The 26,629-nt window shown below is 65.2% G+C and carries 18 protein-coding genes and 1 pseudogene; 7 read left to right on the top strand and 12 right to left on the bottom strand.

Features of this window, described 5'->3' with window-relative positions; all coding sequences use genetic code 11:
- Nucleotides 1–105: 105 nt before the first annotated feature.
- Nucleotides 106–1,020 carry a hypothetical protein gene (locus tag MZC64_RS38405; protein WP_247764598.1) on the bottom strand — a complete coding sequence of 305 codons (915 nt, stop codon included), beginning with the start codon at nt 1,018–1,020 and terminating at the stop codon, nt 106–108.
- A 233-nt stretch (nt 1,021–1,253) separates the two neighbouring features.
- On the bottom strand, nt 1,254–1,673 hold the full coding sequence (locus tag MZC64_RS38400) for a hypothetical protein (RefSeq protein WP_247764597.1): 420 nt from the start codon (nt 1,671–1,673) through the stop codon (nt 1,254–1,256).
- A 141-nt stretch (nt 1,674–1,814) separates the two neighbouring features.
- Here MZC64_RS38400 and MZC64_RS38395 point away from each other — a divergent pair, with 141 nt between their 5' ends.
- Nucleotides 1,815–2,081: a hypothetical protein gene (locus MZC64_RS38395; RefSeq protein ID WP_247764596.1), complete on the top strand. Its 267-nt coding sequence runs from the start codon at nt 1,815–1,817 to the stop codon at nt 2,079–2,081.
- Between the two features lie 39 nt (nt 2,082–2,120).
- Nucleotides 2,121–4,925 carry an N-6 DNA methylase gene (locus tag MZC64_RS38390; protein ID WP_247764595.1) on the top strand — a complete coding sequence of 935 codons (2,805 nt, stop codon included), beginning with the start codon at nt 2,121–2,123 and terminating at the stop codon, nt 4,923–4,925.
- 94 nt (nt 4,926–5,019) lie between these two features.
- On the opposite strand, the gene MZC64_RS38385 is transcribed toward MZC64_RS38390, so the two are convergent.
- Nucleotides 5,020–5,181, bottom strand: a complete 162-nt coding sequence (locus MZC64_RS38385; RefSeq protein WP_247764594.1) for a hypothetical protein — start codon at nt 5,179–5,181, stop codon at nt 5,020–5,022.
- Nucleotides 5,182–5,256: 75 nt separating this feature from the next.
- On the opposite strand from MZC64_RS38385, the gene MZC64_RS38380 reads away from it, so the two are divergent.
- Nucleotides 5,257–5,613, top strand: coding sequence for an Lsr2 family protein (locus MZC64_RS38380; protein WP_247764593.1), 357 nt, complete (start codon nt 5,257–5,259; stop codon nt 5,611–5,613).
- 889 nt (nt 5,614–6,502) lie between these two features.
- Here the strand turns inward: MZC64_RS38380 and MZC64_RS49205 are convergent.
- The 4 genes and pseudogenes from MZC64_RS49205 to MZC64_RS38355 all read right to left on the bottom strand — a co-directional run bounded on the left by MZC64_RS49205 (nt 6,503) and on the right by MZC64_RS38355 (nt 9,481).
- On the bottom strand, nt 6,503–7,543 hold the full coding sequence (locus MZC64_RS49205) for a tetratricopeptide repeat protein (RefSeq protein ID WP_374205843.1): 1,041 nt from the start codon (nt 7,541–7,543) through the stop codon (nt 6,503–6,505).
- A gap of 297 nt (nt 7,544–7,840) precedes the next feature.
- Nucleotides 7,841–7,972 (bottom strand): annotated as a pseudogene (locus MZC64_RS38365) (IS5/IS1182 family transposase); the annotation flags it as partial.
- A gap of 163 nt (nt 7,973–8,135) precedes the next feature.
- Complete coding sequence (locus tag MZC64_RS38360) at nt 8,136–8,723, bottom strand: HD family hydrolase (RefSeq protein WP_247764590.1); 588 nt, start codon at nt 8,721–8,723, stop codon at nt 8,136–8,138.
- 14 nt (nt 8,724–8,737) lie between these two features.
- The gene (locus MZC64_RS38355; RefSeq protein WP_247764589.1) at nt 8,738–9,481 is read right to left on the bottom strand and encodes a hypothetical protein; all 744 of its coding nucleotides are present in this window, start codon (nt 9,479–9,481) and stop codon (nt 8,738–8,740) included.
- A gap of 697 nt (nt 9,482–10,178) precedes the next feature.
- Between MZC64_RS38355 and MZC64_RS38350 the strand changes: the two genes are divergently transcribed.
- Both MZC64_RS38350 and MZC64_RS38345 read left to right on the top strand, forming a co-directional pair.
- Nucleotides 10,179–10,490 (top strand): hypothetical protein, encoded by a 312-nt coding sequence (locus MZC64_RS38350; protein WP_247764588.1) that lies wholly within the window; start codon nt 10,179–10,181, stop codon nt 10,488–10,490.
- Nucleotides 10,491–10,712: 222 nt separating this feature from the next.
- Nucleotides 10,713–11,819, top strand: a complete 1,107-nt coding sequence (locus MZC64_RS38345) for a ThiF family adenylyltransferase (protein ID WP_247764587.1) — start codon at nt 10,713–10,715, stop codon at nt 11,817–11,819.
- A 9-nt stretch (nt 11,820–11,828) separates the two neighbouring features.
- Here the strand turns inward: MZC64_RS38345 and MZC64_RS38340 are convergent, their stop codons facing one another.
- Together MZC64_RS38340 and MZC64_RS38335 are read right to left on the bottom strand one after the other, a co-directional pair.
- Nucleotides 11,829–13,982 (bottom strand): tetratricopeptide repeat protein, encoded by a 2,154-nt coding sequence (locus MZC64_RS38340; RefSeq protein ID WP_247764586.1) that lies wholly within the window; start codon nt 13,980–13,982, stop codon nt 11,829–11,831.
- 229 nt (nt 13,983–14,211) lie between these two features.
- Nucleotides 14,212–16,164 (bottom strand): ATP-binding protein, encoded by a 1,953-nt coding sequence (locus MZC64_RS38335; RefSeq protein WP_247764585.1) that lies wholly within the window; start codon nt 16,162–16,164, stop codon nt 14,212–14,214.
- 186 nt (nt 16,165–16,350) lie between these two features.
- Between MZC64_RS38335 and MZC64_RS38330 the strand changes: the two genes are divergently transcribed.
- On the top strand, nt 16,351–18,150 hold the full coding sequence (locus MZC64_RS38330) for a TOPRIM nucleotidyl transferase/hydrolase domain-containing protein (RefSeq protein ID WP_247764584.1): 1,800 nt from the start codon (nt 16,351–16,353) through the stop codon (nt 18,148–18,150).
- Nucleotides 18,147–19,790, top strand: coding sequence for a UvrD-helicase domain-containing protein (locus MZC64_RS38325; protein WP_247764583.1), 1,644 nt, complete (start codon nt 18,147–18,149; stop codon nt 19,788–19,790). Before MZC64_RS38330 ends, MZC64_RS38325 begins: the two co-directional genes overlap by 4 nt.
- A 475-nt stretch (nt 19,791–20,265) precedes the next feature.
- Here the strand turns inward: MZC64_RS38325 and fxsT are convergent, their stop codons facing one another.
- The 3 genes from fxsT to MZC64_RS38310 form a co-directional block, all read right to left on the bottom strand.
- Nucleotides 20,266–22,893 carry an FxSxx-COOH system tetratricopeptide repeat protein gene (gene fxsT, locus MZC64_RS38320; RefSeq protein WP_247764582.1) on the bottom strand — a complete coding sequence of 876 codons (2,628 nt, stop codon included), beginning with the start codon at nt 22,891–22,893 and terminating at the stop codon, nt 20,266–20,268.
- Between the two features lie 237 nt (nt 22,894–23,130).
- Nucleotides 23,131–25,593, bottom strand: coding sequence for an EAL domain-containing protein (locus MZC64_RS38315; protein ID WP_247764581.1), 2,463 nt, complete (start codon nt 25,591–25,593; stop codon nt 23,131–23,133).
- The gene (locus MZC64_RS38310; protein ID WP_247764580.1) at nt 25,593–26,192 is read right to left on the bottom strand and encodes a sigma-70 family RNA polymerase sigma factor; all 600 of its coding nucleotides are present in this window, start codon (nt 26,190–26,192) and stop codon (nt 25,593–25,595) included. Before MZC64_RS38310 ends, MZC64_RS38315 begins: the two co-directional genes overlap by 1 nt.
- Nucleotides 26,193–26,629: the final 437 nt, after the last annotated feature.

Raw genomic sequence — 26,629 nt, 5'->3', positions numbered from 1 at the left:
GAATGTGGAGGATGGAGTCTCAGACGCAGAGCGTTCGGGAAACAACTCAACGAGCAGGAACGGACCACCCGAACTACTGGCTACGACCAAAAATTGATCTGGAGCCTACAAAGCAGAATTCAACTTGCTTACACTTTCAACAGACCAGTCCACAGGGGGCAGCTCAATTTCAGTTGACACCCCCGCAGCCACAAGTTCGTCAACACCATAAAGATTCAATCCGCAGACCACGCAAGCGAATTCGCCGACATAGAGGATATCCGGGTATCCGAGGTCGTCACTCTCGTCAAGCTCTCCGTACGAGTTAATCTCCTCAAAGCCGCTCATCCAGCCCCGACCATCGCATGCGACACAGGCGGCCGGCCATCCTCGGGAGCTTCCATACTTGCTTACAGCACTCAGACGCTCGATCAGAATCTCCCGCTCGAGTGCCGCCAAGCCCTTGATTCGCTGGGAATAGCTAGCCTTCGCCCGCGCCACCTTAACAACAACACGCACCTTGATCTCATTTACTCGCTCTTCATCAAGCTCATCTCGAAGACCAAGGTAATCCCCCCAGTATTCCCCCGGCTTGATATTCAGCTCAACAAGAATGGGGTCGACCACTTTAATGCAGGTCTTAAGAACGGCTCGCACTTCACTGAGGTCATGGTGAGCAGCATGCGCTACGCCGTTTCGTGCCGCAAGAACAAACTCGAACTCAGCCTCGGTGACCGCAACCTTTCCAGCTAGAGCCCTTTTTGCTCGCCCGAATGCCGCAGCTAGCCCTATGGTCTTAGCCCGAGTACTCGGCTTTTTGGCAAGGCTACCATATCCGGTTGCATGCAGCAGCGAATCCCAGTCGCTTCCCTCGGCAATAAGTGCCGGATGTAGGGAAGCAAGGTATGCTTTCAATAGATGCTCCACGGAAACGCCCACGTGGTGCACGGCAAAGTCGAGCGAATCATCACCACTGGTGAACGCAGCGAGCCCAGTCTTCATCCATCGTTGCGACGATTTCTTCAACGACTCCGAGTCCATGGGCATGGACCTTACCTGCCGACGCGCGGTGAGCGGCCGCAGATGGCCTGTAGATGATCTTCATCGACAGGCCATCTGCCGGTTCAGGGAGCAGTCGGGGAGCACGGCCTGATGACCACCCTTGAGAATCCGAAGTGGTCACGCCCCATCCCGCTCATCTCCGGGGCTGCGTCGCCATGTCCAGCCGCCGTCGTGTTCCCATCGCTGCTGCAGCTTCGCCAGCATCTGTTCGATCATCGGGTCGGTGACGTGTGAGTAGTCGTCGTCGACGTCCTCGCGCTTGTGTCCCATGCGTTCCAGTCGGCGGTTGCCAGCTCTCTTTTTGTTGTCGGCCAGGGCGGGACGCCAGGCTCGGCGGCGGAAGCTGGACCACCGGCGCAGCCCGCCGTGTGCCTGGGTGAGACGAACCGTGGCTCGGGGTTGCGTTCCCGGTGCTGGGCAAGCAGCGTGGCCAGAAACGGCGGCATGTGCACGGTCCTCGCGTTGGCCGGGGTCTTCGGAGGGCCGAGCACCAGCTTGCCGTTCAGCTCGTGCAGGGCTCCAAATTGCGGGTCGACCACGATGCGCGGGTTCTCATCGAGGTAGGTGCGGATCCACTGCAGCCCGGCCAGCTCACCCCGCCGGAGCCCGGTGTAGGCGTCGGTCACAGTCATCTATCCGGCGTCCGGTTCCATCGCCCGGCCAAGGGGTCGACCTCACCGGAGGCGGCGTGGGACTGCTCGGGCGGTCCTTGAGATGACCGTTATATGGACGCTCTCCTGCGTTGGCGGGGGCAGGCGTTGCGGATGAGAACCATGGCACAGGTGACGCCCGGTCATCAGGACGGGGCGCTTGAAGTAGCGCGCTCAATCGACAGCCCTGACGTGAAAGCCTCGGTGCTTCTGGCGCTGGCGAAGGCGCCTGCTGCCGAAGGGCGGTCCGAGGAAGCGATCAGGCTGGCCTCCGCTGCCCTGGAAGCTGGTCACCCGCGCACTCCTCCCGCTGATCTGTGCGTGCTGGCCAGGGAAACGGTGGCGGCGATTCGATCGGAAACGAGCCTGTCGCTGGCTTCTCGTTCGTAGCGGCATCAGCTGGCAGCGTCACGCGATAGTCTCGACCGGGTGATCACGGCTGAGATGAAGCACAAGATCGACCAGGTGTGGAACGCTTTCTGGGCGGCGGGTATCTCGAACCCGCAGGAGATCCTCGAACAGATCACCTGCTTGATCTACCTTCGACAGCTGGAGGAGCTGCACTCAGGTGTGGCCGGTGCCGACGGCCCGTCGCAGCCGTCGACCTACTCGGAAGAGATCAAGCACCTGCGGTGGTCGAGGCTCACCGAACAGGCGCCTCAGAACGTACTCGCAAGCATCCGCGACGAGGCCTTCCCGAGACTTCGGGATCTCAGCGCTAGGTTTCAGGGCCACTTCGGTCAGTTCAGAAGCGTGCGGTTCACCATCACGACACCGAGCTTGTTGATGAAGGTCGTCGACCTCGTCAACGACTTCGACATAAGTGGGGCCAGCACCGCTGGAGCGCTCTACGATTACTTGCTCGGCAAGATCGACGGGAGATTCGGACACCTCCGCACGCCACCTGACGTCGTCGAGCTGTTGGTGCAGATGATGAAGCCGAACAGCTCGGATGAGATTTGCGACCCCTTCTGCGGCACCGGAGAGCTTTTGGTGGCTGCTGGGGAGTTCGTCAAACGGTTGGATGCCGGAGGTCCGTCCGAAGGCGTCCGCCGAGGGTTCAGCGCGAATCCCTGGCTTCTGCCCATCGCGCAGATGAACCTGGCTCTGCACGGCGCGGAGCAGTCAGATCTCCTGTCCGTCGATCCTTTGGGCCGGGCTGCTGATGCCTTGGGTGAGTACTCGTTGATCCTGGCCAACCCGCCTTTCGGCGGCTACTACGAATACGATCAGCTCTCTGACGAACTGAGAACGTCCGTCGGGACCAGAAAGACCGAACTGCTCTATCTCGTAGCGATGCTGCGGTGGTTGAAGCCAGGCGGCCGCGCCGGAGTCGTGGTGCCGGACGGAGTGCTCTTCGGGAGCACCCCGGCTCATCAGGAGATTCGACGCGCACTCGTGGAGGAACACAGCCTCGACGGCGTGGTGAGCTTGCCCAGGGGGGTGTTCCCGCCGCACTCAGGAGTGTCGGCGTCGCTCCTGTTCTTCACTAAGACGAACTGCGGTGGCACGGACTTCGTGTGGTTCTACGACATGACGGCGGAGGAATGGGGGCGTGACGGTGCTCACTCCTCGACGTTGGCTGACGTCGTGTCGAGGTGGAACAAGCGAGACACTGCGGAGCGCAAGCGAACTACAGCCGACCAGAGCTTTTGCGTACCGGTGGCGGACATCGTTGCCAACGGGTACGAGCTCACGCCTCGCCGCTACCGGCATGAGCACGAGATGAAAAAGCTTGCGCGAGACGGCGTGTGGCGCCTCGGCGACATTGCCCAAGTGATCGCAGGAAAGGTGCGGCCTTCGCCCGCGGATAACAACGTCGATGTCGCCGGGGCAGGCAAGGAACAGCGGGTGCTCCGCCCCTCCTTGCTCGATGCGTCGCTGCCTGGCATCGAAGATCTCCCGGTCACCGCACGGGCAGCCGACTCCAGTAGTACGTTGCGGGAAGGCGACGTGGTGGGTCGTGATCTGGCTGCGGCCCGCCACTGGACGGTCCTGCCACGCCACTACGAGGGAGTGCAGGCGGGGCAGGGGTTGCTGGTTGTGAGGCCGGTCCAGGGCGAGGTTCCCGCCGAGTACTTGGCGGCCTACCTGTCTAGCCCGCAGGCTGAACGCAGCTTCCCTCGCTACAACATCATTCCGAGGATCCGTCCCAAGGAACTGGCCGATCTCCTGGTGCCGGCGTGTGACGGCACCTTCACCGAGATTCGTGCCGCGATGACTAGGCTGACCGAAGGCGTCGACGAGGCAGCGAGAATCCACGACAACCTACGGCGTTCGAAGATCGCGATCTTCGAACGGATCGGCAGCGGTGAGCGTCGCGCCAGACTCGAGCAGGCGGGCGAATTGAGCTCGCTGGTCGCGGAGAACCTGCGCAGGCAGGGCGAGCCCTACCGGCTGTTCCAGGATTCTTATCCATACCCGATCGCTCGTGCCGTGCGCAGGTTCAAGCACAGTTCGTCGCCGGCGGAGAAGCACGAGGCCGCCCTCCTGTGCGTCGAAGCCCTGATCCTCTCTTTGGGCATCGTCTCCCTTTCTCTTTCCGCACAACGAGGGTGGGGTGACCTGGCGGAGGTCCAGGCCTGGGTAACGGGCATGCAGCAGGGCGGTGTCTCGCTGGGGCACTGGGTGGGCGTAATCAGGGCGACGGGAACGTTCGCCCGGGGAAGCGGTGACGAGGCGGCAGGCCTGGCCAAGGCGACAGCGCCGAAGAAGGGAGGGAAGGGCTTGATGGCCGACCTAGGCTCCCTTGTGGAGATGAGGAACAAGATCAGACACGGAGCCGGTCCCCGTACTCGCGCGGAGGTCGAGCGCAGCTTGGAGAACTTAGAGAAGCCGACGTTCAGGGCCCTCGCCGCGAGCTCGTTCCTCGCTAGAATGTCACTGGTGCACACGAGCAAGCTGCGCTGGCTTCCGAACATCGGAAAGTACGAGGTTACGGGCCTCGAGTTGATGGGCGATCACCCGGACTTCGAACCCGCTGTGTTCGAGACCGACCGGCCGCTTGCCGATGATCGTCTGTACATGGTTACTCGTCAGGGAGAAGTGCTTCCGTTGTGGCCCTTCTGCGTACTGGATGACTGTCCAACCTGCCTGACTCCGGAGGTCTACTACCCGGATCGGCTCAAGGGGACAACTGCTCTGCTGAAGAGCCTGGACCGCGGGCACGAACTCGAGCGCGAAGAGGTGTTCGAGGATCTGAAGCGGTGGACTGCAGCGGTCTCGGCCAACTGACAAACCTGGTGGGGCAACATGTGTGGAGGCCGTCCGTCTCACCCAGCGGGAGTTGCACACGACACCGTTGTCGAGTCAGGCCGCTGCTGGCCGGTCATCTCTCGGTCGCTGAGACGGCACCGATGGCCACCGCCACGTCGCCAGGCAGCAGCAGCGTGCCGTCCGCCAGGTCGACGCCGGTGACCTTCAGGGCCGTCAGCGTGTCCTTCAGAACGTGAAGGTTTGGCTGGCCTGCGGCGATTACTATGGCTCGCACAAAGGAAGTCTCTCCGTGGCTGTTGCCGCAGCGCGTCGATGCAGCGGCCCCGTCACCGTCTCGTGAGGCAGGCTCATGGCTCAGCGCACCATCGTCCAGCTCATCGACGACTTGGACGGCACCACCAGCGAGGACATCTCCCGCGTTGAGTTTGCACTCGACGGTGTGGTGTACGAGATCGACCTGAACGACAGCAACGCTGAGAAGCTCCGTGGTGGCCTGGCGCCGTTCGTAGAAGCCGCTCGTCAAGTGGGCGGCAAAGCGAAGCGAGGGCCAGCGCCGCAACTGGGTAGCCGCCGGCCGGGTGGTGACGGCCGGAGCAAGGAGCAGACCAAGGCCATCCGAGACTGGGCGAAGACCAACGGCCACCAGCTGGCGGAGCGGGGACGGATCCCGGCGAACATCATCGAGGCATTCGAGGCGGCACATTAGTCAGCTGGTATGAGATGGTTCAGGATCAGCGATCGATCCTGAACCTTTGCTTGTCTGCTTCTCAGAGGTAGACGTGGCAGGTTCGACAAACTGCCCTTCGACCCTGCGCAGCGTTTGCATTGGCAGGTCCTGCCGGGCTTGGGCAGGTCCGATATGAGCTCCGAACACGTCTGCACTACATGGTCGAGGACCTCGGCCAGCACGCCAAGGTCCTGTTCTTGCCCGCGGCTCTGGGTGTGACAATCCTGGATACCAGGCCCGAGCCTGCCTGAGAGAGGTAGTCCGCGGCGATTGTGGCCGCCTAGTCTGATGGCTGCTCCAAGCGGGGTGACTAGGCCAGGGCGACCTGCTTGACGTGCGGTTTCCCGCTGATTAAGAGTCAGCGGACTGGCGTGTCGGGCGGTGTCATTCGCGGCCGTGTCGTGTCGTTTTCACAGTTCGGTTCAAGATCGACGTGTCGTCACGTGTCGTGCGTTGATGGCCTGTCCGCCGCAGCGGAGCGACCATGGAGCAACCACGCCGGGCTTTGATTGGTTGCCGGAGCAGCGCGCAGATTGGTGACTTGGGCGGGACGCATCGGCCAGCTTGGTGTCCACGGCGGACTGTGTTGCTTTCGCGTTAGAACTTCACCATGGGCGTGAGGCGGACGCCAGCGCCATCACCGAAACTGGCTCTGGGCACGGACATCCCACGGGCGTGGGACGGACTCCAGCACCGCGAAGATGCCGCCCGCTCCAGCGGAATATCCCCACGGGGGTGGGGCGGACGTCGCTGGCTCGGCTATGGAGTTGTCAACGTGCGGAACACTCCCGCGGGCATAGGACGGACGAGCACCGCGCCCCGTGCGTCGACAGCTACGGCGGAGTATCCCCACGGACGTGGGGTGGACTCAAGCGCCAGCTGAGCCAACGATCGTTGGCCCGGAACATCCCCACGAACGTGGGGATGTTCCGCTCGGCCAACTCGCCGGACAGCTGCTGCCGGGGTGCGCCCCATGCCCGTGGGGATATTCCGATGACCAAGCGCGGCGACGCGACCTTCGTGATGTGCGCCCCACGCCCGTGGGGGTGTTCCAGCTGAGCCTCTCAGCGCTGCTTCGCGGGTCCTGCTTCCGGTCTGAGTTGGCGTAGCGCTGGCTGGGCGTGGTTGTGGTCGATGGAGCCTTGGCCGCGGGTGTTGTCTTGGTGGCTGCGCAGGCGGTGGCGGATCGTGGCTGTGGTGGTGTGGTCTCCGGTTTGGTCGAGCCAGTGGGCCAGGTTTTCGCTGGTGTCAGGGTGTCAGGGTGCGTGGTGCCGAGCACGGCTTCCATGGTGGCTACCAGCGTCTGGAGTCGTTGGGCGGCACCGGCGGGGTCGTCGGCGGTGCCTTGGCAGTGGGCGAGGTTGTTGGTGGTGGTGAAGGCGCTGGGATGCGTTGTGCCGCAGGCGTGTTCGACATCGACGAGTACCTCGTGGAGGTGGAGGGCCGCCGCGGCGGGGTTGCCGGCGTGACCGAGGGCGGTGGCCAGGTTGCAGCGGGCGGTCAGCACGTTGGGATGTTCAGCGCCCAGCACGTGGTGCATGCGGTGGATGAGCTGGGCGAAGGCTTCGGCGGCTCCGGCGGGGTCTCCGGTGGCGGCTAGACAGTGGGCGAAGTTGTTGCCGGTGGTGAGTGTGTCCGGGTGGTCCGGGCCGAGGGCTTGGTGTTGCTGGGTGAGCAACTCGGTGAACACCAGCGCCGCCCCGCTGGGGTTGTCGGCCCGGCACAGCCACTGGGCCAGTGCGTGCCGGGCGGTGAGGGTGTCGAGGTGGCCGGGGCCCAGGGCGTGTTCGGTGCGGGCGAGCAGGTCGGTGTGCACGCGTACGGCGCCGTGCGGGTCGCCGGCTTCGCCGAGCCAGTGCCCCAGTCCGGCCAGAGAGCTCAGCGTGCTGGGGTGTTCGGGGCCGAGCACGCGGGCGCGGGCGGATAAGACTTTGGCGAAGGCTGCGGCCCGGCGGCGGGATCACCGGCTTCGCCTGTGTGGGTGGTTGGCGAGCAGAGTGCGTGTACTGCAACGGCGCTCAGGTGAGTAGGTAGCCGCATCGGTTGTAGCGCCTGAGCTCAGCTTGATGCTGGCGTCGTTGATGCCGATACCGCCAGGCCCGAACATTCCCGGCTGTTGATTGGATCAATCTCTGCGATCGCTACAACTCTGCCAATACGTCGCGACCAGCAGCACCCGATCCGGCAGCTGCAAACTCCATGGTCAGTCCCGGCACCCGTCCGCGATCACCGGACCACCGCGTTCGGCCACGGTCGCGACCAGTCTGCGGAACTGAACCGGTCGCAGACCGGTGACCGGGACAATCCGCTCCGAGCGCGACGCCGTGATCACCTGCATGCCGTACATGATCAACTAAATGCTCGACCAGTCGATCAGTACCCATCCCGACTTACGAGACATCCCTTAGTCAGCCAGTCCTTGGATTGAAGTGGTCGGACGTGAATTTGGACGCTCACGTACTTGGTTGCCGTACTAGCTAGCTGTCACCGCCAAGTAGCGATTACCGCAAATAGGTCTGTTGCCATTCTGTAGACGACATGTGGAGCGCGGCTTGTGCAAGCTGTTGGGCGGAGGTGGTTTTGAGACTAGTCAGGCTGGCTTTTATCCAGCCCTCCACATTCTGGTGTCCCTGCTGGCTATACTCAATAGCCTGAATGAGGCACTCAAGCTTGTCGGCATCGTGGGCGATAAGGACCTCTACACTGTCGCCGCTCTCGTATTCCTCCACGATCTGCTGAATGCCTGAGCGCACCGCAGGGTGGGCAGCCGCAAGCTGGTCAGCTGTGACCTTTTCGTTGGAGACTGCTGTGAGATAACGGCGGCCAACATGTGGGATATCGCCAATCCTGGTCTCCTGAGTGTCATGGAATACGCCCATAAGTGCGACTTTGGCGGGATCGGCACCCTCCATCATTGCCAACACCGCTCCGATCAAGGCGGTGCGAAAGCTATGTTCGGCTATGGTTTCTGGCTGCTTGATTCCAGCGACCCACCAGCCTGACCGGACCGCCCGCTTCAGCATGCCCATTTCCAGCAGGTAGCCAGCGGTGCCAGTTGCATCTTGTTCGCTAGTCGGCTCATCAACCATAGACACTCCCGGGATCAAGTCTGCTGTCGTAGAACGAAGTGAACGACTGAGAGTTCATGCCTGGCTCGAGAGCAAGTTTGTCCTTCATCCAGGATCAGTGCGCTAAGATCGGCGACTTCGGCCGCAAGTGTCGGGGCGGCCTGAGGTAACCACCTGTGCGCCTCCACTAAGGACCAGAGGCTATGGGCGTACAAGTCGACAAAGCCCGATGATTGGCGGTCGCTGCGGACCATGTGGCGTAGGAGCGTCACAGGATCCCAGCTAGTCAGCGTGTAGTCGTTCATGAACGTGTCGTCAGCCTGCGGCTGGGTGACCGCTCCGAGCCAGTAGGCCCAGTAGTTCAAATTCGCAGCCTCGGCCCTGTCGTCGTTGATCATCGTCCGGTCGATGAATGCCAGTAGGGGCTCGGGGTCACCTTGGCGCGCGAGGGCAGTGGCGATGGTGCGGGCTTCAGGCCAGGTAGGTGACCATCCTCGCGTCATAAGAGCTCCGCGGTGCGTAGTGGGCACCTGCGCGGTCCAGGAACGAGCCTCGGGGCTGCTGTCATACGAAGAGAAGTAGAGGGCCTGACGGCGCAGCAGTACGTCTTCTTCACCTCTCGTGCTCGCGGCTTCGACGATGCCGCGCAGGTGATGAAAGAACTGGGCTCGTTGCGATGCAGCTAGCAACGGCGCTGATGCCGCCGGGCCACGTCGAGGAGAGGTAGACAGTCCTTGAAGTGCAGGTGGTGTGACGCCGTTGACGGCCCAGGAGATCATGTGAGCGGTGGCCCTCGTGTGTACCCAACTGGCCAAGGGGTGCAGGCTAGTGGTGCTTGGGGGATCAAGTGCTGCCTCGATGAGCCGGTCAGCGTCCATGGCAGGCTCGAGCAGAGCCAAGACCGCTCGGTCGGCGCCAAGGGCAAGTAGCCGACGGCGCAAAGCAAGTAGACCGCCGGCCTTCATCGCAGCTAGGGGGCGACGGCCAGACTCTCGACCCTGAATCGTACCTAGATCGACATCGAGTACTTCGGCAGCCTGTACTTGAGTGAGCGGGATGGACTCTCGAGCCAGGCGTAGCACGAAGCCAGCGATGGTGCCGGTGACCGCACGTTGTCTTCGAGTCGCTGGGTGGGCAGCCATGACGTCCCTATATTCCGCCTGAAACACATACCTCCAGTCAGTCGTAGCCTACCCGACTGCGGCCTATCTTCGTGGTGTCGATATCCGTAGGCATAGATGATCTCTGGAGTTGTCGATGGTCATCTCGGGACCGCAACGTGACGCATGCATTGGTGAGTCCGATCAGCACAGTGCTTGGTTCTACGTTTGGTTGCTGAAGCACGAACTGTCAATGCGCTAGCCGGATCAGTATGACCGTAATGCCAGCGCCGGTCAGGTCTCATCTCCAGTGAGAATAGCGCATGGTTGGAATAAGTACCTGCCACCAGTAATCAAGGACCTGCAGCGCGAATGCGTGCGTGCTCACCGCGACGCCGAAGGCCGCATCTGCCGGTGGACGATGACCAGCCGGGTCTTCAAGGGCGAGCGCAACCCAATCGGAGCGCAGGCGGAGTGGGTGGCTGGCGCGGCGGCCGCCCGCGCCGTGCAGGTGCTGGAGGAGGTGCAGCTGCCCGAGGCCGAGTACCTCTTCGGCTGTCTGAGCCGCAAATGCACCCGGCCCGGCCCCGACGCGCTGAAAGTCGCGACCACTAACCGGCTGCTCAACGACCTGCTCGCACGGGCGGGGCTGCCTGGCCCCGGCGTGCCTCGGCATCCAGACCGCTGACGTCAGCACCAGAGGTGAGAGATCCCATGGACCCACCACGGTTCCACCCACCGTCAGTCGAGGACGGGCCGCCACACCGGGCCTGTCTGGCCGCTACCAACCTCTTCCTCTGCCTGCTCAGGAAGGGGGGTGGGCGACCGTGATCGAGTTCATCCCGATCAAGCAGCAGCTGAGCTTCAGCTCTCCTAATTCCGAGGGCTAACACGACCGAGGGGCTTCTCCATGTGGCGTCCGCGCATCAAGTTCGAGCACCGGCCCGTGCGGCACGGCCTTGATCGGATCCGCTTCGGCGGCGACATCCCGGGCCTGGGCACCGAGGTCTGGGACCCGGACGGCTGGGTGTGGGCGCTGGCGGGACTCCTCGACGGGACACGCACGGTGGACCAGGTGGTCGCTGCCCTCCTGGTCCACCGCTTCCCTGGCAAGACCCGCGCCGATGTGCTGGAGGATCTCCACGGCCTCCTGTGGGCCGGGTACCTGGAAGGCGCCGCCGAGGTCGCGCCCGAGGAGCTGACCGCGGCCGAGCGGGAACGTTACGACCGCGGCCGCGCGTTCTATCGGTGGCTGGACCGCACACCCCGCACGAGCAGCTGGGACATCCAAATGCAATTGCGCAAGGCCCACGTCACCCTGCTCGGCATGGGCGGGGCAGGCAGCGTGGCCGGACAGTCCCTGGCTCTCTCCGGAGTCGGGCACTTGCACATCGTCGATCCGGATGTGGTGGAGCGGTCTAACCTCAACCGCCACGTCCTGGCCACCGAAGCCGACCTGGGCCGCCCCAAAGTCGACGTGGCGGTGGACAAGCTACGCGCCTGCAACCCCACCATCGAGATCACCGGCGAACGCAGCATCGTCGACGGAGTAGCCGCCGCATGCCGGCTGGCCATGCGCTGCCAAATCCTGCTGTGCACCGCGGACACCCCTCGGGTGATCCGATCCTGGGTCAACCAAGCGTGCGTGCAGACCGGTACCGCGTGGGTGCACGGCGGCTACCACGGACCGCAGGTCAACATCGGTGTGTACCAGCCGGGCACCGGTCCCTGCTATGACTGCGCCGTGGCCGCGCACGCCCAACGGCTGGCCGAAGGCCCGCCGCTGACTATGTGGCCGGCGGCGGAGGAGTCCATCGCCGTGCACGCGGCGAACTCCTCCTCCGCGGCCACGGCCGGGGTGATGGCCGCGCACGCGGTCATGAGCGTGATCACCGGAGCCCCGGGTTTGCGTGTCAACTGCGAGTACGGCATCAACCTGGCCACTCTGCAGAGCGCAGTCCTGGGCCCGGACCTGCATCACCCCGACTGCCAGACCTGTTACCGGGCCAGCATCTGAGCACTTCCGTCACGGGCCGTCGGGCAGCCTGCTCTCCAGAACGGCGGCCCGCACGGTTAGAACCTCGGCCTGGGCTTTGTCGAAGCCTTCGAGCAGGGCCGCGGCCTCCCGGAGAAGCCGGTGCGCCCGATGCAGGTGACCGAGGTGCTCGGCGGAGGTCGCCGCCATTGCCAGGGTGGTCGCACGGTACTTCTCAGTCCCGATCAACTGGCTGAACAGCTCGACGGCTTCCTCGGCCAGGGCGATCGCCTTCCCGTGCCCACCGAGCCCTTGCGTGGCCACGGCGGCCCCGTAGAGCGCATACGCTTCCCCGACTTGGTCCCCTGCTTGCTGCCGGAGCCAGAGTTCGCGTTCGGCGTGGGCCAAGGCATGGTGGAACTGGCCCAGCTGCACGCTGACCGCGCTGAGGTTGCACTCGACCACTGCCTCCGGGCGCGGGTCGCCGACCTGGCGAGCGAACGGCAAGGCCTGCCGGAAACAGGCCAATGCTTCGGGCAGGCGCTCCTGTGACTGTCGTACCTGCCCGAGTCCGACCAGCGCGCTGTACTGGCGCCTGGGGTTGCCCAGTTCCTCCCCCAGCGCGAGTTCGCTGCGGTAGTCGGCTTCGGCCTCAGCAAGCCGGCCCAGATCGAAGTTGGCGTTGGCCCGCAAGGTGAACATGCTCGCGGCCGCGAGCCGGTTGCCCGCGTTCTGGGCAGTGGAGATGCCCTGGCTGTGCATATCCACCCGTACCGGCCACAACGCGCGGTGACGGAAGGTGAGAAACCGCGCCGCTTCGGCACAGCACAGCGCGGCCTCAGCCAACTGGAGGCGGCAGGCAGCGCGCAGAGCCGCGCCCAGGTTGGTCAGTTCGAGGTCCAACCAGGACAGCGACTGCGCCCGGTCGGCCAGCAACACCTCAACACCAACGGGCGGCAGCGCGATGTCAAGAGCGGCCAGGCCGGGGAACACGAGCCGGTCTGCAGTCTGCGCAGTGCGCGCGTACCAGGTGATCACCGCCGTCACCGCGGCCTGGCGGTCCTCGGCGGAGTCGTCAAGCTTGGCGCGGTGGGCGGCGTAGGTGTGCAGCAGGTCGTGGCAGCGGTAGCGCCTGCGCGCGACCGGCTCCACCAGGTGGATGGCGGTGAGAACCTCCAGCAGCCGGTAGGCCCGGGCAGGCGTGATGCTGGCGAGGACCGCAGCGGCTTCGACGCTGAACTCTGGGCCGGGGTGCAGACCGAGACGCCGGAACAGCAGGGCCTGCTCGGCGGGCAACTGGGTGTAGGACCAGTCGAAAACCGTGCGCACAGCGCTGCGGTCATCGCCGCCGCTGCTGAGGGCGTCCAAGCGGTCCTCCTCGCAGATGATGTCCTCTACGACGTCGGCGACGGTGATGTGCGGACGCATGGCAATGCGCGTGGCCGCGACCCTGACGGCCAGTGGCAGCCGCGCGCACACCCGGATCAGTTCGACCACCGCCGTGGCTTCGGCCTCGACCCGGTTCCCGCCGATGATCCCGCGCACCAAGTCCTCGGCCTCCGCTTTGGTGAACAGGTCCACCGACAGGGGGGTAGCGGCCTCGGCCACGGCCAACCCGGTCAGACTGGCCCGGCTGGTTACCAGCACCAGGCACCCCGGGGCACCGGGCAACAGTGGCCGGACCTGTTCGGCACTGCCCGCGTTGTCCAGCAAGACCAACACCCGTCGCGCGGCCAGCACCGACCGGTACAGCGCGGTCTGGGTGTCCATCTCGGCGGGAATCCGGTCCTCGGAGACACCAAGATCGCCGAGGAACGCGGCCAGCACCAGCGCAGAGGCAAGAGGGGCGTTGGGACCGTAGCCGCGCAGGTCGGCATACAGGGTTCCGTCGGTGAAGTGATGCTGGACGCGATGGGCCCACTGCACGGCCAGCGCTGTCTTGCCAACTCCGGCGGTTCCGTCCAGCACCGCCAGCGGCATGCCTGCCGAATCGTTGCGGACGTGGGCGTCCAACAGGGTGTCGAGGCTGGCGAGTTGCTCGGTGCGCCCGGCGAAGTCCCTCAGCGCCGGCGGTAACTGCCGCGGTATACGAGTACTGGACGGTGGGGGAGCGGATAGGACGATTTGGTGGATTGTATTGGCCTGGACCACCGGACCGGTGACGTTGCCGTTGATCTCGTTGTGAAGATCGGTCCGCTTGGCCATAGACCCCAGTCTCACCCCTAGGATGGATATGCCACGACGGGATCATGGGCTGCCACCCGGGCGGCGCAGCACCATCAACTGTGCTGAAGGCTCAGCCGGAGAGACTGGGGGAAGATCGGGGCTCGTCGTGCTGCTCGGGTTTGGCCCGCATCTCAATTGGACTGTCGGACAACGGCGGAATTCGTCCGGCGCGTCGGCTTGTTGGGAGGCCCCGGAACGGGGCGGAACCTCATTCGGTGCCGCGTGCGGCGACCAGCGGCGGGATGAACTCCGTGTGCTTGCGCTGGAGATAGGCGCGGCTGGTCTCATCCGTGGAGTCCAGTTCCAGCGCCGAGCGGATCGCCTGCACCCTGCGATCAGCCTGGTCGAGGAGTTGCCCCCAGGTCACGACCCAGATCCGGTAGCGAGGACTGATAGTCGTCAAGCCCGGCCGGGCCGGGTCGATGTAAAGGTTGCGCACCGCATCGTCGATCTCAGTACCGACCAGCCAGAAGTCCCAGTCATGCGGCGTGCCCACAACCTCCGGATGGGCGGTAATCGCGGTCGCGTAGTTGTTGATCTGGCCGAACTCGGTCATGGTGAGCCGCATCGGGCGCTTGAGCTCGACGACCAGGTGCCGGGTGCGTTGGCTCTCGGGCAGGTGCCGGGAGAACACCATGTCCACGCGACCCCGCTTGCCGGACGGCAGCATCACCGGATTCGAGGCGAACTCCACGTCGTCGCGTCCGGTGATCAGCGTACGTACGACGCGGGTCAAACCGGTCTCTGAGAGCGCCAGGCTCCACTCGTCGCCGAAGATCCACGGTTCGTTCACCAGCATTGGGTGGAGCTGGTCGACCTCGCGGAACGCAGTCTTGGTCTCGTCGGCGTACAGCAGCCCGCGCAGCCCGTGCAGGAAGTCGGAGCGGTCCGCGATCGTCTGGGCAGCCCGAACGACTGAGGCCAGCTTAGTGCGTTCCAGCAAGTCGAACAGGACTTCCTGTTCGTCGTCGCTCAGGTCGAGCACCGCGTTCAGGATGCGGTTCGTGCGCGAGGGCTCCGCTCTTGTGGCCTCTTGGAGCAGCCGCAGGGACAGCTTCTTCTGCCTGACGTCGCGACCGATCGCCGGGCTGGCCACCACCGCGACGATGTCGAAGATCGCCCTCTCCACCTCCTCGGCGGCGCTATGAGGCTCGCCTTGGTAGGGATAGACCCCCTCGGCTTTCCATTCGGCAAGGATGCTGCCTTTCTGCTCGTCCAGCCGTCGGTTGAGGTAGTCCACGAGCGCGCGTTGCGCGACCGCGAGCAACTCACCGTGCTGGATGTCAGGTACATGGAGATCCGCCGGCCCCATGAGGGCGGGATCCCGGAACCCTTCCCACTGCAGATAGGCGGTCCAGTGGATTGGCGCTGGTGGCACGCGGCCAAGCTTGTGTTCGGTGACGACGCCACCTCGCTCGTCGCACAGATACAGGGTCTTGGATCGCATGTCGGCCGACCACTCGACGACGCGGAGCCGAGGCTGGGCCTTGCCGTGCAGAATCGCCGGGTCGAGGTCCAGATCGAGGTCGACATCGTGCGTGATGTGAGCCCGCGGGTTCAGAGCTTGCCCGCGGTAGGTCACCTTGACCTCGGGAAGGGCCAGGAGTGACGCCGCCAGCCGAGCAGTCAACGGCAGGTGGATGTCGCCGTCCGCGATGCTGGCCACGCGTGATGTCTGCCGGGCTTCCATGCGAACGGTCGTGCCGGTGGGCCCGGACGTCGGCCACGGCCCGTCAAAGGCGAACTCGTTCGGCGCCCCGCGGCTGCCGTGGATCACGGTTTCGCTGTGCGATTGGCCATTGGCCGAGACCGACCGCCACTCGACGCGCTCAGCGATGCCATAGGCGAGGAAGCGGCCACAGCCGAGTTGGCCGTGCATCGGCCGGTTGATGTTCGGTGAGAACCCGGAGGTCCGCTTCCAGGACTCGCCGTGCGTCAGGAACAGATCAGGAACCTGGTCGTGAGGCATCCCGTGCCCATCGTCGCGGACAATGAACTCCTCGGGAGCCCCCAAGCCACCGATCGCGACCGTCGTCTCGACGTTCATCGCCTCCGCGTCGAGTGCGTTCCAGATCAACTCGGCGAAGATGTCGACCGGCTTCGCGCGCTCCACGTACCCGAGGATTGTGTCCCGGCCTGCGCGCACCTGCTTGGTCTCCACCGCCACAGCTTACGGATCAGCAAGTGCTCCGCCAGACTTCTGGGGCGTCGGCCTCGCCCGTCCAGTGAGGGCGCCCCACGCGGCCACCGTGCACCGTACGAGGGCAGCCCGCGGTTGCCGTTACACGGCTCCACCCGAACGTGTACTTGCACCTCCCGGCCTCATCGCAGGCAACTAGCCTGCGGTATGCGTGTTCGGCAGTTGCGTATCTCGTCGTTTCGAGGTTGGCGAGAACTGGAGTTGCGAGCAGGCCAACACGCCCTGGTCGTCGGCGAGCCCCGAGCGGGCAGAAGCGACCTCGTCGAGGCAATCCGCCGGGTGCTTGACCCGGACTCGACACGGACCCCACCCAACGAGTTCGACGTGTACCTTGCCGCGTCCGGCGACAGCTGCCCCGGCAACGAGGCCGAGGCGGATGCTACCGAAGCCGAGGAAGAGCCTGCCGACGGCGACACCGAGGTCGACATCCGCTCAGCCGAAATCGAGGTCGTGCTCTCCGACCTCGGCGAGGCACTCGAACAGCACTTCTTCCGTCGGCTTGAACTGTGGGATGCCGAAGACGACGTGCTCGTTGAATCATCCGCCGCCGAAGACCTGGATGGAGAGCGCCACGAGCTCGTGTTGCGGCTGTGCTACCGGCTGCGCTGGAACCCCGAAGAGGGGGTGGGCGAGCACTGGGTGGACTATCCGAAAACGTCGGATCCCGACGACGAGAGCTACGACCGGGCCCGTCGTCTCGAACGGAGCATGCTGCCGTTCATCGTCCTGAAGCCCGGCCAGCCCCTGACCCTGCGACCCGGCAGCGCCTTCCGCGAGTTGCTGAACTCGGGCGGGGACGACCTGGCCACCGCTTTGCAGGCACTCTCCTCGGCGGTGGACAGCGCCACCGACGGGTTCAGCGCGACCGAGGTGGTCAGCGCCGTGTTGGACGACGTCTTCGAGCCCGTCCGGGGCACACTCGGCATCGACGCTGACACCGCGATCTCGGACATCGTCGACTTCCGCGCCGAGGGCGGCTCGGTGGCAGGGCTCCTTCGAGTGCTCCAACCGACGTTGCGGCTCGGATCCCCGGAAGCGCTGCCCCTGCGTCGGCACGGGTCGACGACCGCCGCGGTGCTGGCTGCTGCGGAAGCGCTCGTGGTCGCCGCCCAGGCTGGCGTGGTTGTCGTGTGCGATGACTTCGGCGACCAACTCGACGCCGGTGCCGCCGAACATCTGGCACGCGAGCTGCGAACCGCATGCGATCAGCTGTGGCTGTCAACTCGGCGTCCGGAAGCAGCACGCGCGTTTCTCCCCGAAGAGATGGTGCGGCTGTCGCTGCGAACGGGCGAACGTACCGCTCACCAGATGGTGCCGCCGTCCGACAAGCGAGAACTCGGCGTGGTGCGGCAACTCCACCTGCAGTTGCTCCCCGCCATGAGCAGTCGGGCGATCGTCGTGTTCGAAGGCCGCCACGACGTGGCAGCCCTCACCGCTATCACCCAACGGCGCGCCAGCAAGCCTTCGCCCGCAACATATGGGGTCCGGTTCGTCGAAAGCGAAGGCCACACCGAAATCGTCAAGATCTGCAGGCTCGCTCGCCAGCTCGGCTTCCGGGTGATCGCCGGCCTCGACTTTGACAAGCCCGGCCAAGGCGCGGACACCTCCTTCGCCGAAGCGCAGCAGGTCGCCGATGACGTCATTCGATTGCCTGAACGGTTCGCCATCGAGATGGCGCTCGTGCACGGAGTCCCACGGCAGAGCCTGCTCGACGCGTTCACGGAACTGGACGAGCAGTGGCAGCTCGGCCTGGCCGACATGGATCAGCTCAACGACCGCGACCTGGAGAAGCGCCTTGCGAGGGCGCTGCACAAGTCCGGAGTGCATGCTCAGTACGTGTATCTGCTGGCCGGAACGGTGCCACCCAAGGTTGCTATCCGATTCCTTGACCAGGCGGTGGAACTCGCGAGAGGGACGGTCACCGGGCCGGTGACGTTGACCGCATGACCACGACGCGCCGATTCAGTCCCATCGGCAGGCAACGCGATGTCCGCGACAGCGAGGCGTCGACACTTCTCGTCCTCGGAGGTGCCGGTACCGGCAAGACCGTCACCGCCGCGGCGGCGGCCCGCGCACACCTGCTCCGGCGAGACGCGGGCGCTCCTGCCGGCGTCGCTCGTGATCGTGTGTTGTTCTTGACCTTCAGTCGAACCGCGGTGACGCAGATCCTCAGTCGCAGCAAAGGAATCCTCCGCGACGTCACCGACCGGGTGGACGTGCTGACGTTTCACGGGCTGGCGTGGCAATTGGTATGCGACTTCGGCCGCTACACCGGCCACAGCGAACGCCCGACGCTGCGCGGGGAAGCGGAAAGCAAGCTGTTCCAGGAAGACCCCACTGTCTTGTCCTACAACGACTTGCTTCCCGAAGCTCTCAAGATCTTGGACCTTCCTCACATCGGCCCGCTCGCGCAACGCCGGTGGTCGCTTGTGGTCTGCGACGAGTTCCAGGACACCGACAGCGAACAGTGGACCTTGCTCGAAGGCCTCACCGAGGTTGGCAACCGCCTGCTGCTCCTCGGCGATCCCAACCAGATGATCTACGACAAGATCCCCGGACGAAAGGGCGTCGGCCCGGAAAGGATTGCCGCGGCAGTCGCGCGGCCAGAGGCCGCGCAGATTCCTTTGCCGCTCGGCTCGTACCGTGACCCGACTCAGTTGTTGCCCACTGTGGCCGAGGAAGTGCGCCAGCGAAACTTCGCCCATCCTTCTCTTGCTGAAGCCGTAGCCAACGGACGACTTCGCCTCGTGACCGGGGTCGATGCCCATCCTGCGGTTGACGAGGTGTGCGCGGTGATCGACGAGAGTCGCGAGCGAGGAGCGAACACCTTCGGAATCTTTTTGCACGGCAACGAACCCACGGCCGCCATGTCCGCCGCACTCACCGAACGTGGAGTCGACCACGTCGCCGTTGGCCTCTCCGAGAGCTACGGAGAAGCGCTCAGCACCTTCATGATGATGATGCAGTTCGCCGCTAGCATGACGGCCTGGGACAACGTTCTCGTGCGGATGGCCGTCTTCTACACCTCCACCGTCCGGGGCAAGTACGCCCCAGACTTGGCGTTCATCATCGGTAGAGGCCAAGCCGAAGGTCTGCTCGCTACCAGGCTGGACGAACTCCGCGTCGCGCTATCGGACGCGCCTGATCTCGACGCCGCCGCTCACATCGCTGCCACCGGCTGGTCAACACTGGGACTCAATCGCGGCCATCGGCAGTGGCGTCGAGCCGCCGCCGAAGTGATTCGGCTGATGGCCGTGTCCGGTCACGTGCTCGATGCCGTCAGCCGCCAAGTTGAGACGATGCGGATGGAGTCCTTCACCGATGTCGATGCTGGCGACCAGGCTGCCGTCCAGGTGATGAATCTCCATCAGACCAAAGGGCGCGAGTCCGATGCCATCGTTGCCGTCTTCCGTCCCAACGACTACTACGGCAGCGAGTCCGAACCCTTCGAGAGTGCGAGCAGGCTGCTGTACGTGGTGCTGACGAGAGCCCGTCAACGAGTCAGTTTGCTGTTGCCCAACAGCCCACACCAGCTCGTCGCACCTTTCGTCGCCCTGGCGGGACGCTACGGCGTCACCTCGACCTGAGCGCCACCCGCGCCGCTGCTGACGCGCCGCCGAACTTCGGCTGGCTGCTGGAAATCCGCCATGTGGATGTCGAAGTGGTCACCGGAACCGCTCGCCAGTCCCAGATCCGGCTGACCACCAAGGGCTGTGTCCTCATACGCCAGGCCGAGCCAGCACACACCGGCGAGCCGACCCGGCTGCCTGGATGGCTGGAAGAAGCCCTGAGAGCGGTAGCCGATGCCGAAAACCAGTTGCTGCCCAAGACCAGCATCGGACGCGCGGCGGCACGGCAGCTGGACGCCCGCGGTTCAGGTCACCTTGAGGAGGCCATCGCCTGGGCGTTCCGGCTCAGCGACAGGACAGGGGAGAGCGCTATGTACGACGATGGCAACTGTTCTCATCCTCAGCTCAGCCTGGTAGCTGACCGAGTACGCCGGCGGTCGCCCGCGGGCCTGGCTCGACGAACACCTCGACGGCCCATGAATCACCGCAGCGTTCACAGGCCACCGTGAGCATCCTCGCCTCTCATGGAGACCAGGAGACGATCGCGACGCCTCTGCAGGGCGATGGTGTCTGGATGAACCGGACCATGTACGTGTCCTGTGTGCGTGATCAAGCGTTGGAGTGCTGCGACTGTGGCGGGTTTGTCGCCGGATTCCTCGAGCCAGTGGACGAGATTGGTGCTGGTGGCCAGGGTGTTGGGGTGTTGGGTTCCGAGTTCGGCTTCCATGTCGGCCAGCAGGTCGCGCAGGGTGTGGCAGGCGGCGTCTGCTTGACCGGCGTGTCCTTGCCAGTGTGCGAGGTTGTTGCGGATGGTGAAGGCGCTGCTGTCGCCAGCGTTGTGGGGGCCGAGGTCGTGCAGCAGGTCGCTCAGCATTGCTGCGGCCTGAGCTGGATGGCCTGCGTGTCCCAGGCAGTCAGCAAGGTTGAAGCGGATCGTGCGCACGTTGGGGTGTTCTGGCCCCAGCGCCTGGTTCGTGCGATCGAGGAGCTGGGCGAGGGCATCCACTGCTCCGGCGGGGTCGCCGGCCAGGGCCAGGCAGTGGGCGAGGTTGTTGCTGGTGGTGAGGGTGTCAGGGTGGTTGGCGCCCAGGACGTGGCGTTGCTGGGTGAGGAGTTGGCCGAACAGCAGGGCTGCCGCGCCGGGATCTCCGGCCTGGCACAGCCATTGCGCCAGGCTGTCACCGGCGGTGAGGGTGTCGATGTGGTCTGGGCCGTGGACGCGTTCCATCCGGGAGAGCAGGTCGGTGAAGACACCGACAGCGCCGTGGTGGTCACCGGCCTCGCCCAGGCTGTGACCGAGGCTGGTGCGAGTGCTCAAGGTGCTGGGGTGATCGGGGCCTAGGGCGTGTGAGCGGTTGGTCAGCACGCGTTTGAATGCCTCGGCTGCGCCGTGGTGGTCTCCGGCTTCTCCTTGCCAGTAGGCGGCGTTGTGGGCGGTGCTGAGGGTGTCTGGGTGGGTGTCTCCCAGGACGCGGGCGCGGTCGGCCAGGAGGCTGGTGAAGGCTTTGGCTGCTCCGGCGGCGTCACCGCTGGCCCCGCGCCGGTAGGCGAGGTTGTGGCGGGTGGTGAGGGTGTCGGGGTGATCGGGGCCGAGTGCCCGTGTCCGGGCGGCCAGGACGAGCTTCAGGGCCGCGGCCGCCGCGCTGGAGTCTCCCGCTTCGCCTTGCCAATGGGCCAGGTTGTGGCGAATGGTCAGAGTGCTGGCGTGATCGGGGCCGAGGTGTTGGTAGGCATGGGTGAGCAGCTGGCGGTAGTGGAGAACCGCCGCCTGCGGTTGGCCGGCCAGCCCCAAGCTGTCGGCGAAGGCCAGCAACACGGGGTGGCATCGGTCGACCCACAGGTTGGCGTTGGCGTTCAACGCGGTGACGCTGCCCCGCAGGACAACGGCCAGCTCGGCGTCCTCGCCGGGATCGGGCCACTGCTGCAGCAGTGCGTCGGCGGCGGTTAGTGCGGTCGCGGTGAGGGCCGCCGGGGTCAGCGTTTCCCGGGTGGTGCGCTGGATGAGGGCGTGCATGCGGACCGAGCGGTGTGTGGCCTTGCGGTCGTGGGTGATGAGGTTGAGCCGGTGCAGGCAGCTCAGCGCGTCGAGGGCGTCATCGGCGCTGACGTTGCTTCCGGTGACTGCATCGAGGTGGTGCAGGACGACCGGGGTGGTGACGGTGGTGTCGGGGATGCCGTTGGCATCCAGCAGCGAGATGATCTCCAGCAAGGGTCGGGCCAGGCCGACAGGTGCCATGTCGTTGGCGCGGGTGATCGACAGAGACCATGTGGTGGCCATGGTTTCGCTGTGCTCATCGGGAAGTTGTCCGGGTTGCGGGAGCACGTCGGTCAGTGGCGTGTGCTGGTTGGACCAGCGGCTGAGGTAGCTCGTGCAGGTCATCGCCGGCCGGTCGGCGATGTAGGCGGCGGCCTGGGCCAGGGCCAGGGGCAGATGGTTGAGGTGTTCGGCGAGTTCGCGGGCGCCTTCGACCTGTTGTGGGTGCACGCTCAGGCGAGTGGTGAGGAAGTCCAGGGACTCTTGGGGGGTGAACAGGGCGACGTCGATGAGATGACGGCTGTCGGAGGTCAGGGCGGCGTCCCGGCGGCGGGTGGTGACCACGACTTGGCCGTTGGGGCAGTGTGGTGGCCAGAGCCCGAAGATGTCGGCGGGGTCCTGGACATCGTCGAGCACGACCAGCCACCGCAGGGAGGTGGTGTTGAGCAAGCTCAGCCACCGCTGAGCGAGCAGTTCGGTGGCTTGGGGAAGCGCTGCGGAGCTCCGCGGGTGGCGCTCGGACGCGGCGTGGGCGTAAGCGGTGAGGATGGCATCGCGCGAGGTGGCGGTGATCCACATCAGCAGGTCCAGGGCGCCGTCGTTCCACAAGGTGCGGGCGTGTTCGGCGGCCAATTGGGTCTTGCCGACCCCGCCCAGCCCGCGGACCAGGTGCGAGCAGCTGCCAACGAGCACAGCGGTGCCGTGGGCGGCTGAGACCGCGCGGAGTTGTGTGGCCTCCAGCCGGTGCTGGAAGGCATGGGCGCGAGGGGGGAGGGCGCCGAAGATCTGCCGGGTGGCCGGTGGCGGTTCAAGCTGGGTGTAGACGTGTGTCTCGAAGTTGACGTGGTCGACCCAGCCGGCCTGCACCCCGCGAAGGTCATGGGCCTGGTTATGGACGCGAGCCGAATCAGCGGGATGGCCCTGCGGAGAGCCTGAACTGAGGCGATCGAAGGATCCGGGAGGTGGATCGGGGGGAGTTCCGGACACGGTAATGCGGTGCCTTTCCTTGCCACGGCCGAAGAATCGGCCGCGTCGCGGTCCACGATGATCGGATGGAGCACGGGTGGTGCCCAAGGCTCGGGAGGCGATGGGCACCACCTGCGGCTAGCCGGAGCGCCGGTTCATGTGTTCGTGCAACGAGGTCACCGTCGCGACGCGATCGCTGATACCGGCGGGTACTTCCTCGGTGCGGAGCGGATCCCCGTAGTACGGGCCTGACGCCCAATCCACCTTCAACGCCTTGCCCGTACTTACCTCGGCGTGGTGGGTCACGCCGCTGATGGTGACCTTGTGCCGCAGCCGTTTGCACAGCTGGATCAGGCACTCCGCCGGTGCGCGGCGCCCTTCGGCGCCCTTGCCCTGTGCGCCGAGGAGTTCGGTGATCTTGGCGGGTATCACTGCCGAAGCGACCATCATGTAGGGCAGCTGGCTCCACCACTCCTCGGTCTTGCCCGCTCCGATCATGCCCGCGATCGCTCCGGTGAGACTGAGGGCTTCCAGCCGTGGATGCTTGGTGGTGTCCTCGTCCTCCTCTTCGTCCGTGACCTCATCGTCGATCGAGGCTCCGTCAGGCAGCAGCAGATGCAGCTGTTGGGCAGGCATGCCCGTGGCGGAGAGGATGTTTCTGATCAGCTCGGGCAGCGCTTCGTCGCGTGCCAGGCGGCGGGGCACTGGCAGCTGTACGAAAGGCGCCTTGCTTCCGAAATCTCGGTACCACTGGCCACCGGCGAGCGCGGCTTCTTCGATGAGCCAGCGCCCCAGAGGCACGGCCATGCCCAGATCGATCGCCTCCGCCACCAAGCCGTCGGCCGGCACACTTCCGTGCTCAGGATGCTCCCAGCGCACGGTGGCTCGCACGCCGACCATCTCCTTCCGCTTGATGTCCATGACTTTTTCCCAGTCCAGGAATAGCTTTCCGGTCTCGTGGGCCTCTCCCATGCCTGGCAACAGATGTGAGTAGCGGTCGTGGTGGTGCGACTCGGCCGAGGCTGTGGTTCGGCGCGTTCTGTTTGCCCCGCGGTCTGCCAGTGAGAGCCGATTCAGCTCGGTCTCGGCTTGCTGCAACAGGTCGCGGGCGCTGACGGTGCGCGGATGTCCTTGTGCGGTGGCGATTCGCGGGTCGCAGAGCAGCTTGACCTCCTGGCCGGCAGACGTGCCCTCCTGATTGCCGCCAGGCTGGACTGTGACGGGATCCGAGGTCCAGGCTGTGATCCGCTCGATAGCCTCGTGCACACTGCCCCAGAGATCAGAGATCGGGAACAGCACGGCGAAAGTATTCTCGTCGAGCCGGGCCATCACCGCCGTGGTGATCCCGCCGATGGCCGCCACGATCCTCTGCACCGCGGAGATGACCAGGGTTTCGCCGGCGACCTGGCCGACCTTCTCGGCGATCGCGGCGTGGTTTTCCAGGCGTACCAGGCAGAGTGTGACGGTGGCGGCGTCGGTGAGCAGGCTCATCTCGTGCTGAGCGAGAGCGAGGAACCGGCTGCGGTTGGGCAGATCGGCGACTCCGTTGTGGTTGAACTTGAGCTGGAAGGCGTGCTGCCAGGTCTGCAGTTCGCTGGTGTCCTTGGCCAGCATGTACATCTCGCCGTCGAGGCCGCTGAGTGGGCTGAAGACCAGTCCCACGTTGATTCGGGCCCGTGGTTGGCCGTTGGGCCAGGCCAAGGTGATGTCGGTCCACACCGCGTCTCCAGGGGAGTGCAGTGCCTGGAGCATGGCGTTGTGGAGGGCCTCGCGGTCTGAGGTGGTGTGCCCCAGGACGCCGACGCGTTTGCCCACGGTGTTCAGTCCGAGGGTCAGGCCGGCGAAAGCGTCGTTGACTTCGGCGATCACTCCACGTCTATTCAGTACGGCCATCGGTGTCCGGCAGCCGGTCATGGCGGTCCGGAACGACTGTCCCTGCGTCAGGGTCGTGTGCAGGGCGTTGCGTTCTGCTTTACGCATGGCGGTGACCAGTGCGGCCTGTTCGGTGAACACCCGTTCACGGGCGCCTTCGAGCCCTCCGCGGGTCAGCTCACCCAGTGCTCTGCCCGCGGCGGCCGTCGGCAACAGGTGGCTGCGCTGGACCTCGGCGAGCCAGCATTCCACCAGAGCCATGACCCCGGAGACCGACTCCGGGGTCAGGAGCAGTTCAGCGGTCAGGCAGTGCCCGAATCGTCGTGCCTTGGCCGAGGGCAGCGGATTCCACAAGGCCGCGTACAGGCCTGCGGCCCCCTCGCTCATCAGCGTGCGCACCTCGGAAGGGTCACGCGAGATGTAGGTTCGCGAGGCCGCTGCGACGGTCCAGGCCCGCGCTGCCGATTCCAGCATCTGCGGGCATGGCTCCACGTGCTCGGGCAGGACCTCTTCGGTTTCGGTCTCGGGCGAACTCGCCGCGGCCACGGTGTCCAGGGTGTGGGCGGTGCTGAGCACCGCCTGCAGGGTCGCATCCATCATGTCCCGGTCCAGGGGCACATCGCGGATGATCTGCCCGAAGTGGCGCATTCCTTGCCGGAACTGCAGGCGCCGCCGCAGCGGCGCCGTGCCGGGTATCCGCCGCAACAAGCGCTGGAGCATGCCAGCCATCACAAGCCTCCGTTGTCGTCGCGTGCCGATCGTCGTCCGGTTCCGGACCGCTCCGGTCTCCCAGGCTGATCACCGGCGCCACTGCGAAAGTAGGAGGATCTGAGCGATTTTCGTGCCTTCTTGAGGTAATCGGACACAGTGCGCGCCTCGAGATCCAACATCATGGCGATTTCGGCGACCTTGAAACCGCCCTGATCGAGCACCATGACGTTGCGCTGCTGGAGAGGCAGCCTGAAGATCATGTCCCAGAGCACGAGGACGGTCTCCGGGTCGACCTCACCGGTGCACGAGGCGGTCAGCTGCACCCACTGCGCCTCGATCCGTTGACGCCTGACTTCGGTCCGGAAGTGACGCTTGAGACCGTTGAGGGCCGTGACATACAGGAAACCCGCGCGGTTCTCGTGCTCCTTCTCCCATCTTTCCACCAGCTTTAACATGGCCTCTTGGATGACATCCTTGGCGATCTCGCTGCTCTCAGCCATGCCGTACGACCGGAGCAAGTGGTTGACGAAGCGATGCAGACCCGCGTTGTGCTCGGTGAGGAAGCTCCGCCACGCCCGTTCCCGCTCCCGTGCGGCCCCGTGCTGATCGTGGTTCACGAAACAACGCCCTGGCCCCGCAACCTGACCACGGACATCCCCACCCGCGCCCGGCCGGTCTCAGCCGGGCTGCACCAGAAACCGGCCGCCAGCAGCATGCCGGCGCCTCGGACGACTACCTGTGAACGGTGAACTAAATCCTCCTCAGCGACACGAGCGGGACAGGCAATGGCGACGAGGGCCCCCCGACCAATCCACCGCACGCCGTGGTGTAGCGGCGCAGGGGCCACCACGGTCATCACCTCGATCAACGGACACGAACCTTTCAACTCGAGCGAGCCCCTGTCTCAGAGCCCACACTGGGATAAGCCCGCCGACGGCGAAATGTGGGTGCCGGGTCGCCCGATCGTGTGCAGAAGGCTCCTGGAGCGGCTAGTTCACTAGGTAGTCGCTTCGCATCACCCGGCGGAGTCTCAGGAGCGAGGCGATTCCCGCGC

Source organism: Crossiella sp. S99.2 (assembly GCF_023094165.1).
Taxonomy (GTDB): domain Bacteria; phylum Actinomycetota; class Actinomycetes; order Mycobacteriales; family Pseudonocardiaceae; genus Crossiella.
The sequence above is the reverse complement of the archived record's forward strand: the minus strand, read 5'-3'. Positions and strand labels throughout refer to the sequence as shown.